The organism is Rhodopirellula islandica, from assembly GCF_001027925.1.
GTDB classification, from domain to species: domain Bacteria; phylum Planctomycetota; class Planctomycetia; order Pirellulales; family Pirellulaceae; genus Rhodopirellula; species Rhodopirellula islandica.
The window spans coordinates 20,206-32,588 of record NZ_LECT01000029.1; the positions used below are offsets into that span (position 1 = coordinate 20,206).

At 57.0% G+C, this 12,383-nt stretch carries 9 protein-coding genes; 3 read left to right on the forward strand and 6 right to left on the reverse strand.

Annotation, left to right across the window (positions count from 1 at the left end; all coding sequences use genetic code 11):
* Positions 1–94 precede the first annotated feature (94 nt).
* Positions 95–3,139: a hypothetical protein gene (locus tag RISK_RS14830; protein WP_390173940.1), complete on the reverse strand. Its 3,045-nt coding sequence runs from the start codon at positions 3,137–3,139 to the stop codon at positions 95–97.
* 242 nt (positions 3,140–3,381) lie between these two features.
* On the opposite strand from RISK_RS14830, the gene RISK_RS14835 reads away from it, so the two are divergent.
* Entirely contained in the window at positions 3,382–4,368 is a 987-nt protein-coding gene (locus RISK_RS14835) for a sugar phosphate isomerase/epimerase family protein (protein WP_047815100.1), read from the forward strand.
* A 272-nt stretch (positions 4,369–4,640) separates the two neighbouring features.
* On the opposite strand, the gene RISK_RS14840 is transcribed toward RISK_RS14835, so the two are convergent.
* Positions 4,641–5,930, reverse strand: coding sequence for a GlmU family protein (locus tag RISK_RS14840; RefSeq protein ID WP_047815101.1), 1,290 nt, complete (start codon positions 5,928–5,930; stop codon positions 4,641–4,643).
* 228 nt (positions 5,931–6,158) lie between these two features.
* On the opposite strand from RISK_RS14840, the gene RISK_RS14845 reads away from it, so the two are divergent.
* Positions 6,159–7,412: a hypothetical protein gene (locus RISK_RS14845; protein WP_236696333.1), complete on the forward strand. Its 1,254-nt coding sequence runs from the start codon at positions 6,159–6,161 to the stop codon at positions 7,410–7,412.
* Between the two features lie 102 nt (positions 7,413–7,514).
* Here the strand turns inward: RISK_RS14845 and RISK_RS14850 are convergent, their stop codons facing one another.
* The 4 genes from RISK_RS14850 to RISK_RS14870 all read right to left on the reverse strand — a co-directional run bounded on the left by RISK_RS14850 (position 7,515) and on the right by RISK_RS14870 (position 10,521).
* A complete protein-coding gene (locus RISK_RS14850) occupies positions 7,515–8,057 on the reverse strand; it encodes a hypothetical protein (RefSeq protein ID WP_047815102.1) in 543 nt (180 codons plus the stop codon).
* A gap of 74 nt (positions 8,058–8,131) precedes the next feature.
* Positions 8,132–9,439 carry a vWA domain-containing protein gene (locus RISK_RS14855; protein ID WP_236696334.1) on the reverse strand — a complete coding sequence of 436 codons (1,308 nt, stop codon included), beginning with the start codon at positions 9,437–9,439 and terminating at the stop codon, positions 8,132–8,134.
* A gap of 72 nt (positions 9,440–9,511) precedes the next feature.
* Positions 9,512–10,024 carry a TadE/TadG family type IV pilus assembly protein gene (locus RISK_RS14860; protein ID WP_173442677.1) on the reverse strand — a complete coding sequence of 171 codons (513 nt, stop codon included), beginning with the start codon at positions 10,022–10,024 and terminating at the stop codon, positions 9,512–9,514.
* A gap of 11 nt (positions 10,025–10,035) precedes the next feature.
* Positions 10,036–10,521, reverse strand: a complete 486-nt coding sequence (locus tag RISK_RS14870; RefSeq protein ID WP_047815105.1) for a TadE/TadG family type IV pilus assembly protein — start codon at positions 10,519–10,521, stop codon at positions 10,036–10,038.
* 283 nt (positions 10,522–10,804) lie between these two features.
* On the opposite strand from RISK_RS14870, the gene RISK_RS14875 reads away from it, so the two are divergent.
* Complete coding sequence (locus RISK_RS14875) at positions 10,805–12,238, forward strand: prepilin peptidase (protein WP_236696335.1); 1,434 nt, start codon at positions 10,805–10,807, stop codon at positions 12,236–12,238.
* Positions 12,239–12,383 lie beyond the last annotated feature (145 nt).

Consider the following 12,383-nt stretch of genomic DNA (forward strand, 5'->3'; position numbering starts at 1 on the left):
GAACACCCTATTCTAGCCGACCCCCTTTCGATTCGTCGAATCTATAGGGGACCTTTCGACCAATCCGGCTCAATTGAGCCGCGTCTTCTATAGATCAGGGTTGCGCGTCAAAGGAATGGTTGATCACTCGATTCCCGTCTTGCTCAATGGCACGCAACCACATTCGTGTGCCCACCAATTGACCGCCCATTGGCCAGTCAATGTTGCGTTCGACGGTCTCACGAGGTGGCAGCACCAACACCCGTCGCTCGTACTGACGCTCTCGGCCGGCAAACAACAGGCAGTCGAAATTGGTCAGCCGATTGGTGTGATTCACCATCTCGATTTTGACTCGCAACCGACCTCCCTGATCGTCATCGATCAAGCGAGTGCTGACCCGGATGTCAAATCCGTCCGGGCCGATGCTCATGGTCCGATGAACTCGAATCAAGGTCGGAGGCAACGTTTCAAAACGAAAGTCCAGTGGCAGTTGGTACGCACCGATCGTGGCATTGTTCTCCAGTGTCACGCCAAAATCGACCTGATTGGATTCCTTGGGAAGCAAGTTCCAGGGTTTCAGACCCGCGTCCAAACGCCAAGAATCCGGAGCCACCATGGCCAGCTCGCCAGACAACGACTGCTTGATCGGATTCCGGAACCGGACGCCCAGAGGTTGCTGAAGTCCCAGCAATGAATCAATCCGAGTTCGATCGAGACGGACGGACATTCGAAAGTCGGCAAGTGATTGATCGATCCCGACGTAGAATTTGGGCACGCGATCGACGACCAAACGGTGCACGCGGCGTCCCTCATGTTGAATCACTTCAACTGGTTTGCGACGTCCCCAGACATCCACTTCATAAACGTTTTCCCCCAAGTACAGATGCTCGAGGTTTGGCGAGTCCGACCACACCATCAGCACCGATTCTGTCTCACCTCGAAACACAATGTTGTCGCTATGGTTTTGCAATCGCAGTGATCCTGCATTGGTGCGATGCCCCAGCAGCAGACTGGTCGTTCGAAACGGGAGGAGCAGTTCATCCGGACGCCCGTCGCGGGTCAGGACCGCAGCGTCCTCCTCCATGGGTGCGCTCAAGAATGCCGCCCCCACCCTGTGGCCTCGTGTTGCGGCCATCCGAAGCACCAAGTCGCTGATCCGAGAATCGAGGTCGTATTTCCTTCGTGAGATGGGATTGATCGTCAACCAAGTGGCCGGAAGACGTGCCGCCGTCGCCCCACCCGCCATCACCGCCTCCTCGCGTGCTTTCACTTCGCGATCCAACATCGCGTCCATCTCCGCCGCCGTCAGTGGCGACGGTGAGTGAAGATGCAACCCTCGCCAACTGTCGCCCACGGATTCAGGTCGGGTATCAACCCAGGACCACGCGATCATGGTCTGAATCGGCTGCCCGAACCCTTGCAAGCCCGTGGAGATTCGTTCCAACGTTTCAAGTATGTTGGATTGCCCCATGAAGCTCTGATCTTCATCGGCGCCCAATTGCCACAACCGAATTCGCGTCGTCATTCGATTCATAAGCGGTTCCAACTCGGGCCGCCACGCGGATTCATCTCGCAGCAGATTGGCCACCCGAGTGTCCGATTGCTCCCGCAGTTGGTAAGCCGGCAGACGCTCCTCCGGCGGTTGATCCAGCAATCCGATGGGTTGAATTCCAAGGTCACGCAAACGAAACGCAAGCATCGCTGCCGCATCGGCATGATCACTTTCGTCGGGACCAAACCAGACCGGCAGCTTCGCCCATCCGATGCCTACCAGTTGCATCCACTTCGCCAATTCCCGTTCACGCAACTTGCCTTTTCGGTGCCGTTCCATGATCTCTTGGGGAACCGTCCATCCAAACGGGGTCGGATCGATGACGTCCGATTCCGATTGAAACGTCGCCAGAGACGGCAATCCAAGAATCGACTCTTGCGAGCGAGATGGATCGCCAAATTCGGCGGGATCATTCGTGATTCGCCCCAACACCACAAAGGAGGTTTCGTTTGCCAGGGACGCACCGCGTTCGTTTTCCATCGAAGCCGCGATGCGATAGAAGCCAGGCTTGAGGTCACTCAGATCCCATCGGTACCGCAGGGAACTCGACCCATCCAGTTCCACGCCTGCTTGGCTGGGCGAAGCACCGTCCGCCACCGATGAATCCTCATCGTCCTCCCCTTCACCAGGCCGTTCGGATTGCAGGCTCTCCTCCGCCTCGGCTTCTTCTGCAAGCAACCGCGCCGCTTCTTCGACCGGATCGATCGCTCGCGAGAACGTTCCGAGCGTTTTGCGTTCGTGATTGTACAACCTCAGTCGCAATCGAGTGTGCTCATTGGACAATCCCAACATCTCACTCATCACGACCACCGTCTGACCCGGCAAGTACACACCCAGGTCATGATCCGTCGCGATTTTCAACTGAGGGAATTGTCGAAACATCACGTTGTCAAAACCGACTTTTCCGGTGATGTCTTCCAGCCCATCCTCCCCGCCACCCACCATCAATCGAACGTACATGCGATCCGATTTTCGCGGCGGCAACAGGTCCTTCAGCACCAACGTGGTCCAGTCCGTTGTTTTCGTGACGTGTTCCGTTTCACGAACTCCCAGTTCATTGCCTTCCGCATCTTGAAACACGACTTGTGCGAAGACGTGATCGTGAACCAGTCCCTCCGTCCGAACATCCACGCTGAACTGATATTGAAAGGTTGGGTTGGCTGGCAACGAAGGCGACTCGACTCGGGCCAGTCCACCATCCAGCCGAATCGTCAAGCAGCGGTCCACCAGCAAATCGGCCATCGACGGTGGCAACGGTGACAACTCGGGATAGAGTCGCCGCAGTTTTTGCCAAGGCCGAAGGGCCGCCGTGTCCAGAGGCAAGACAGCCTTCTCAAGTTCCCGATCACGGGCCTCGATCTGAATGCTGACGTAGTTGGGATACCCAGACCCGTCATAACGCAGCCAGTTGTCCGGCCAGCCGCCGAAATCCTTGTCGGAAGCTCGCGAAAAATCCCATCGGAATCGCCTCAGTCCGGCTGGTCCGCGAGTCGATTCCACGCTGCTCCGCTCGATCAACGCTTCCCGCGGAATGCGTTCCCGTCTCTGCCGCTCATAGCGGGACAGGTTCTGGGCATCCGCCTGGGGAAGTGCATTCCCCACCAACATCCAAACCAGAATGACACTCGCCAAGATCGTACGTGGCCAAGCGTCCCGGCAGACGGCCCCATTCGGCCCCCCAAGAAGCCATCCACTTGCGTCCTGCCCCCGTGCTATCCGCAAACCCACAACAAATCTGTGAAACACGCGACCCCGGCTCGATGTTTGCGACCGGAAGGCGTATTGTGAAGGGTCGAGTTGGATCAAGCGGTCCACCATGACCTGGTTGCCTGCATCGGAGAACGAATCGATTGGCTGAATTGAAACTTGCCGTCCGGATGGACGCCATCCCGGGTACCGGCGCCTCTGCCACCGCACTGCGTAAGTCATTGACCATCGCAGCCTCGATGGGCGTTCGAAGTGTCGAACTGTGTGGTCGCACCCACGTGCCCGTATCTGATTTGTCGGACACTGGCGTACGGACCTTGCGGAAAATCCTGGACGATTTGAATTTGCGGATTGCATCCATCCGGTTTCCAACCCGGTTTGGGTACGATGTGACGGACCATTTGGATGAGCGAGTCGACGCCACCAAATCGGCGATGAAAACGGCTTACCGCTTGGGAGCACCGTTGATCGTCAATCAAATCGGAACCGTTCCGCCGCGACCTCAAAACATTGACCAAGCTGTCAAAAAAGCAGGCAGCGCGCTGCTCCTCGATCCGTCCGCGAAAGCAGGCGAATCCGATTGGAGCAACGATTTGCCAGCCGACTTGGCGGCAGAACTCGCCAATTCAATCGCGGCCTCCCGAATCGGCAAAGCAATCGCCGGCCAAGGTGTGGCGGGCAGCGACGCATCCCGGTGGGAAACATTGCGTGAAGTCATGGATGATCTGGGCCGCTATGGCGCCAAAGTGGGCTGTTTCTTGGCCGCTGAAACCGGAACCGAATCTGGCACCGACTTGGCTGCCCTGCTGGATGCGATCCCGGACAGCTTCATTCCAGTGGCCTTGAACCCGGGCCAGTTGATCATCAACCGATTCCGAGTGGACGAGGCCATCAACGCACTCGGTTCACGGATTTCAATCGTGCATGCCGTGGACGGTGTCTTGGACCTGGCCGCCGGTCGCGGGATGGCGGTCCCGGTCGGCGAAGGCACCGCGGACTTCCCTGCCTTGTTGGGGCAACTGGAAGACATTCCATTCCGCGGACCGATTGTCGTCGGCCGACCAGAAATGCGTCCAGAGACCGCCATCATGGAATTGCAGCAGAGCCTGGAATACTTGCGGAACCTCTAAGCAGGTCGGAAGGAATGATCGGGCATGATCATGTGAGCCGTTTGGGCGTTCGCCCCGGTTGTACGTGGAAGCAACGACGCTTGCCGAAACAGTCCCAATGCCGAAAGACTCCTGCCGACCTGCTTAGAGCGGTTTCCCATAACGCGAAATTGAACATCGGCCGGCCGATTGGCCGATCAAGCACCGCCTCGTGCTCCCGCGGCGGCTTGCCTGAGCCACTGCCGCGTCGCCAAGTCGTCTCATTCGGATGGAGCCCCCCTCCCATGGCGGGCTTAGAACCCGAGTTGCTCGGAAGATTCGCGTTCGATTTCGGTGCGGTCGTACATCGCTTGAATCAGATCCATGTCGCACTGCCGCTGTTCCACCTTCCGACGGGCGAACATCCGAGCTTGTGTGTTGATCATCACCTCCGGCGGCAACAGCGATGTCTGACCAAACAGCCGCGCGTAGTTGACGTAACTGGGCACGTTGCTGGTCACAAACCCGTACAACATGCTGCAGACACCGATCACCTTGCCGGTGAAAATCCCGGTGTTGATGGCTGATTTGGAATAGTCGCCCATGATGCAGCCCAGAAATTGCATTCCAGAGGCCATCTTTCGATCGCCATACTCGATGTTGATTTTGCCGTAGGTGTTTTTCAGGTCACTGTTGCAGGTCCCCGCACCGAGGTTGATCCAACTGCCCAAGTAACTGTGCCCGAGGAATCCGTGGTGCTGCTTGTTCGTGTAGGCTTCGATCACGGACGCTTCGACTTCGCCGCCGATCTTGACCGTGTGTCCAAGTGCGACGCCGTCTTTGATCGCCGAGTGTTCCAGCACCCGTGTGCTGTGTCCTGCGTGCAGCGGGCCTTCTAAGAAACAGAACGGACCGACCTGAACGTTTTCATCGAGAACAATCGGACCACCCGACGTATGAATCGATGCGAATTCTCCGATCTTCACTCCGGGGCGAACAAACACACCGTCCTCACGCTGCGTGTAGTCACCATGTTCGATGCGGTAGTTGACCGAATCGTTCATCGCTGCCATGTGACCGGCAACCACTTCATGAGGCCACTGAAACGCTTTCAATGACGATCGCGAACTCACGTTTTGATGGGCGATCTGTTGCAGCCTCTCCAACGGACTGAGTCCGACTTCCGACTTGGACGACTTCGCAATGTCACCCGCCGTGATGAATGCAGCCAACAACTCAAACTCGTTTCCATTGTCGGTGCCAATCACGGCCGCGGTCTGGCCGGCTTGGATCAACTGCTTCAGCGTTTCATAGGTCTGCACCGAGGGAATCAATCGAGCGTTGACGAGCAACACCTCTTCGTCCGCAGCAATTTCCTTGGCGGGTGATTGAAGCCCGTGATCCGCCTCTTGAATGGGCAACAAGTACTCACGAATCAACCCTTGAATCTCACAAGCCTTGCCGCCGCTTGAATTTTCTTTCGCAAGTGTCTTCAGCCAATCGATCAATCGAAAACTTGCACAGGTGATCGCGTAGGCGGGGCGAGCGTGAACAATCGGGCAGAGCTGTTCCACGCGAGTATCTTCGAAGCAGAGAATTTGCATGAGCGGGACAAGGCGTGCGGAAAGCGGAAGATCAGACGAGCGTTTGGTTCCGAGTCCGAAACCGGTTGCAACGATTAGGGAGTTTACCGGGCTTCAGGATCGAGGTCGCGGGGACAACTCGTGGCAAATCTATTGGTCGCGTGGGGTGGACGAAACTAAAGTGAAGTGAAGCACATCGCGATGCCCACCGTCGGACCCAAACAGGAAAATTCCCAAGTTTGTTTTCCAATGCAAGCATCCCTCACACGCCAAGGCCATCGTTTGCCCCATTCGCCAAAGCTCTCTCGACGACGCAAACTGCGACGAACGATCTTGGCGTCCGCTTGGATGGCATTGAACACCTCCTCTTCCACCACAGCGGCCGCTGAACCCGCCGATGTTGACCACAGTGCGAACGTCGACTGGATGCAGACAGACTGGGCTGCCGACGCAGAACTGAGTTCACGCCCCTCGGCGGAAGAGATTGCAAAGATTGATCGGCGTCTGGCACAGCTCGAATCCGATTCAGCGGTGATCCGCCGAATGACGTCGGACCGGCTGTTCTCGCAAGCGATCCACGGCGGCGATGAAGTTCGCCGCGCGGTGCTGTCGCGTCTGCGTAGCCTGCGTGTCTCGCTGTCATTGGACGTTCGCCAAGCCGCTGATCAATTGAACCAACGCATCCGTTTGGCGGCTCATCAGCGAGCCATTGAATCATTGGCTCGTTCGCCCTGGGAAGACCTGGCAACCAACCCTGCACATGAACTGAATCGCGAACTCGACCAGTGGTGGCAGCATTTTTCCGAGCGTGCCGGTGACGACACCGATTCGATCCGGCAATTTCAACAGGTCGCCAAATCGGCGGGGCCGGATTGGCAATGGCATCCGGCACTCCACCGTTCGACACCGCTCATTCAGTCCGCCTGCGATCAATGGGCCTGTCTGTTGGGGATCTGCGTTCCCGATTGTGGAATCCGGTACGTTCCCGCATCCAACACACTGAAACGCCACCTGCTGAAAGATTGTTCTCGCATCTGCCGCGGGCAAACGGCAGGCGATCGCGTTGTCGGGCGACTGATTGAATCCACTTTGCAACGCAATCCCTATGGCTGGTCGCTGGAAACTCGATTGTCCATCGGTTTGACTCATCAACGCACTGAATTGGTCCAAGGATTGTGCGAGCAAATTTGGAACTCGCCCAATGCAAGACCTCGTGACATTGCCTTGTCACTGCTGGCCGCCGATCTCGTGCACCACCCATCACGACAGGATCACCTGAATTCGCTCTTGGACGATCGTCGCGTGATCACCGTCCTTCCGGGACAAGCTCACTTTGGCGTTGGAGAAACCAACTGGCCTCGGTCGATCGTTGTGCCCCGAGTTTGTGACGTGGCTCAATACTTGCTTTGGAAGGACCAAGGCATCGACGCACGCCAGCAGGGCATGACCGCGATCCAAGCCGACCCCATTTGGGGAACTCGGTTGGAATCCATCGGTCGCTGATCCGAAACTCGCGACCCGACCAAACAACATCGTGAGAGCCAGCGATCCAACAGCCCGTGAACGCCTAACGGCTCACGTCCCCGAAGACTCCTGCATGCCTGCTCAATAGCTCGGCGGCGCGTCAGCGCGAAGCTCTTCGAGCCGCTGTTGTTGATGCCAAAGAATACTGTCAACAAGCACGCTACCGTCTTCGTTGTAAGAATCTTCTTGCTTGCTCATTTCAGCGACCTTGGCCTCCAACCGTTCGACTTGCGTTTTCCATTGAGCAAACGCGTCGCGGTGGTCCGGTTTCAAGCGAGTTTGCTCGATCCAAAGACGGCGTTGCCGGTCCGCAATGAAGGCTGCATCCTCTTGCTTGGCGGCCGCCAGATACGCTTCGTTGCGTTGCTTTCGCATTCGAAAGTCCTCGTCGGTCGGAGCCGAATGCGAGGTGCTGGTCACAGGGACCACGGCGTTGCGGGCCGGCGAAGCGCTGACCCAAGAGACGGTGCTCCGAACCAGCACAATGCAGCCTGCGATCGATCCGATCGACAGGACTGCGAAGATAGCCAACTTGCCAATCCAACTCGACTTGGCAGGTTTCTTGAGTGCTTTCCGAAGAGGTTCTTCGGGAAGCGGACGTTGATCGGGAGATGAGGAGTTCATGTCATACTCTAGGTCACAAGTTGTGACGATGATCTCAATTTCCCTCGCGAAGGAACTTTTCCTTGCGACGAGTCTCAATCGGTCAAAATTGTCGGCAGGTTATTGGCGATTTCTTCAAACGCCTCCACCAGTTCGTCACCGGAATCGGCATGGTAGTGCTTCCCCAGTCCCGTCACGGCAACCTCTTGCATCGTCGCTTGGTTCGCTCCACTTCCGAACGTGACCGTTTGAATGTTGAGATTCTCTGAACTCATCAAGTTGCGGGCGATCGTGTTGGGAGCCGTCCCGTAGTTGTGAATGCCATCGGTCATCACCACCATTGTCTTCGAAGCGTAGGGACGAGCGTTCTGGTGCGTGAAAGATGTTGCACCTGAGGTCATGCCGTTGCCGATCCCGGTAGAACCACTGGGCCCGAGCCGGGCAACGGTCGCACGAACCGCATCAAAGTCATCCAACAACCAACAATCCAAACTGCCGTGACTGTTGTAGCTGGCAATCGAAACCTGTTCGTTCTGAGGTGTTTGATCGAGGACTTGCAAGAAGGCGTCAACGGCCATCACCAAATCTTCCCAAGGCGTGTTGGGGGCAGGTCCCAGACCAAAGAATTCTTCCCATGCATAATCGTACAGGTCTTCTTCGTCATACCCGCGGTTGTAACTCACCCGGCGAATGTAGTCCGGTTGTCCGTTGCGATAACGCCACTCCAAATCAACGATGCCTTCGTCTTCGGCCGCAATCAAACTGTCTTCTGCCCACGGATCTGATCCGTCAGGCCAGTCATAGGTCTTCCAATCCATCGAACCACTGCGGTCGAGCACCAAGCTGATGTCCCGGTCAACTTGCATTGCGACGGCGGAAGTCACCGGGCGAAAGTCACTGATTGAAAAGGTGTTTGGGAAAATGAACGGCACAGGTCCCATCAACGATTCCCCAGTCCGCTTGCCGGTCACGCGGACGGAGCTGACGGCCACCATGTTGGCGGACACATCACCGGTCGGAACCTTTGTGAACTGGAACCGACCCGTGCGGCCATCGGCTTGTGCCGACACGCCAAATTCAAATTCATTGGCTCCGTCGTTTGTGTTCAGCTGATAGGGTTCGCCGGCCACTTCATTCATTGCAGCGGTCAAACGAGCAGCCTCTTTTGCCGCCTCAACCGTTTGCTCTTCACTGAAGGCACGTCCGCCTGCCCGAGCGGCGGCGTCGGTCGCAATCGCCAATTCCGTCTTCACCAACTGCATCTGTGCCAAGTTGATACAGAAGGCAGCCAGCAGAGCCAGCATCGGCAACACGAAGGCCATCAAAACAGTGATGCCGCCGCGACGTGTTGCGTCGCCTCGCGTCATCGTGAATCGCATGGGAACGGGGGAAACGGACATCATTGAAACTCCAAAACGAAACGTTGGATTGGTTAATCGAAAAAGGATCCCCCCGGACCGTTCTTCATTCTTGAATCAGTTGACTTGAAAAAAGCCGTTGTATCGTTCGGTCTGCATCGTGGCCGAAGATGTCAATCGAAGATTGCCCAAGAACATGGGAGTGAACAATGCCACGTCATCCAAGTCGATGCTGACTGTCACTGTGACCTCTTCGGTGTCGTCATCGATTTCGGTGCAATCGACCTCATACCCGCCGCTGAACAAAGACTGCATGATCAACTCGGCTTCATTGACGGCTTCGTCCGCGGTTGCTCCGGGCACAATCGCCGTGCGAGCCGCGTAGTAGGCCGCGTCTTGGGCGAGGTTCCGTGCCATGTTCATGCGAGCCAGTTCCATGCACATGAAGATGGTCAGCAACAGCAAATTGCTGACGATGGCAAACTCCACCAACGTGGCGCCGACTCGCTTGACCGACCGAGCAGCCGGACGACGACAAGGCCGAACGGATGGACGCGGAACGATTCCGTTGCGACGACGTCTGCGAACGCTCTGGGCTTGGTTTGAAATGGACTTCGATGGATAGATCATGGTGGCGATGCCTAGTCTTGATTCCTGAATTCTTTTCGCATCGTGATTCGATGCGTGATATCCAGGTCGTTGTACAAACCAGCCGGAGCATACAAGTTGCCGGCAGCGGGAACGGTGACCACAATCGTGACGTGTTCCAACGTGTCAGCCGTGCTGAACGTGCTGTTTTCCAGAGTGACTGCGTTGCCTTCATAGCTGACCCCTCGTTCGTCCAAGATTTCATGCACACGGGCAATCGCAGCTTGATCCGTTCCGCCCCGGTTGATTCCACGCCGAGCGCCTTCATAAGCAGCAATGGCAACGGTTTCCTTCAAAAAGAAGATGGAGCACAAGTCCACCGTCGCGAACGTGAACGTCAACAAGACCGGCAGGCAAAAAGCGATCTCAGCCGTCGCGGTTCCGCGACGTGGTTGATTCAGGTTGCCTCCGGAACGCGCCCGGCCGGCTGTGAAAAAGCCGGGTCGCGTTCGCTTGGAGGCGTGATTGACAGGATTCATGATGCGGGGACCAAAGGCGTTGGCGGCCAGTGAAAAGTCGGGTGACGAATCTTGTTGCTCTGGAAAGTTGAGCTTTGGGAAGACAGTCGGGCCGAAAAGGTTGATCAGGTCAGGGAAGACAGTCAGGTTGGTAGCTTCGTAGGGAATGGTTCTCGAGAAGAACCTCTAACGAAAACCTAGCTCTGAAAATTCACCTGGGCGTGAAAAATCTTTCAAAACCTTCTAACCTCTGCGCCAGGCCGCGTTTTGTGTGCCGCTTCCTGCAACCGACAGCAAAGTCCGCATGATTGATCTGACCTTTCCCGCACCTGTCATTGATTCGATGGCAACCACGCTGATTGAAACGCAGGCCCTGGTTCAAATTGCGCCATCGATCGGCATGCTGGCAGAGATCACGCCGATTTGGTTGGCGGGTTGGCTCACGGCGTGGTTGGCACTTTCTCCCACGACCCAGACGGCGATTCTGGCGTTGCTTGGGATCCTCGGCGGTGCCTTGGCCAACCACATCATTCCAACTTGGTGCTGGTACCCCCGTCCGATTTCGCCATGGGTTGATCGAGGCCGCTGGCCGTTGCTGCCCGAATTCGAATCCATTTCGCGAACCCTTCCCGCTCGAACCTGGGCGGATCGCATCCCCGTCTTGGGTTGGTTCCGCTTGCGGCGAGAAGCCGAGATGTTTGGACGCTGGTTCTGGGTCCGGCCGATTCTGATCGAACTTTCACTCGCGGCCACCCTGCCGTTCATGCATCGCGCCTACTTGGCGGGGCAACTGCTGCCGACCGGAGTCACACCCGCCACGGTGGCTGCCTGCACGGACTGGATGGCATTGCTGTTTTTCTTGCACGCAGCGTTCTTGGTTTGGTTGGTCGCAGCGACATTCATCGACTTCGACGAACGCACCATTCCCGATCTGCTGACGATCCCGGGCACGATCGTGGCCATCGGCTTGGGAACCCTCACACCGTTCGCTTTTTTGCCCGGCTTGGTGGTCAACAATTCCGTGGAAGGCATCGCGCCCGTCTTGGCCAACCATCCGTTTGGGCTCTCACCGTTCTGGACCAGCCCTCGTGGATTGATGACCGGTTTGGCGATTTGGGCAGTCTGGTGCTTCGCTTTGGCTGACCGACGCTTTTATCTACGCCGCGGATGGTCCAAGGCGTGGGGTTACTTTTGGTTTGGACTGACCCGCCACAACTCGTGGAAATTTTTGGTTGCCATGTGGCTGGTGGGTTCTGCCCTGATCGTCGTGACTTACTCCACCAGCCCGATCGGTTGGATGGGCATGATGACCTCGCTGACCGGATTGGCGGTGGGCGGCGGGATCGTCTGGATCGTGCGATTGGTCTGCGGTTGGGCCATTCAAATGGAAGCGATGGGTTTCGGCGACGTCACGTTGATGGCGATGATCGGTGCGTTGATCGGTTGGCAAGGCAGCATCCTCGCATTCTTTCTGTCCCCCATCGCCGCCTTGGTGATCGTGTTGGTGGTGTTTGTTCTGACTCGTGATCCGCGAACGCCGTTTGGCCCCTACTTGTGTCTGGGAACCCTGTTGGTCGTTTGGTACTGGGACGACGTCTACAACGCTCGGTTCCGGACCACGTTGCTGCTGATGGGCGACGTCTTGCTTTGGATGGCGGTCGCCATGCCGCCGATCCTCGCATCCATGATGTGGATCACCCGCAAGATACGCTTGCAAGTGTTACCGGATGCGGACTGAGACAAGGCGTTTGGACTCATTCACCTCCTTCGCGGGCGTGGTCGGTTGATTGAATGCGTTTCGCAGATTTCGCGATCAGCCGATGGGCGATCGCCCACGACCGCCCACGGTCACCGGAGACGAACCGGACGCGATCGCGTTCCGG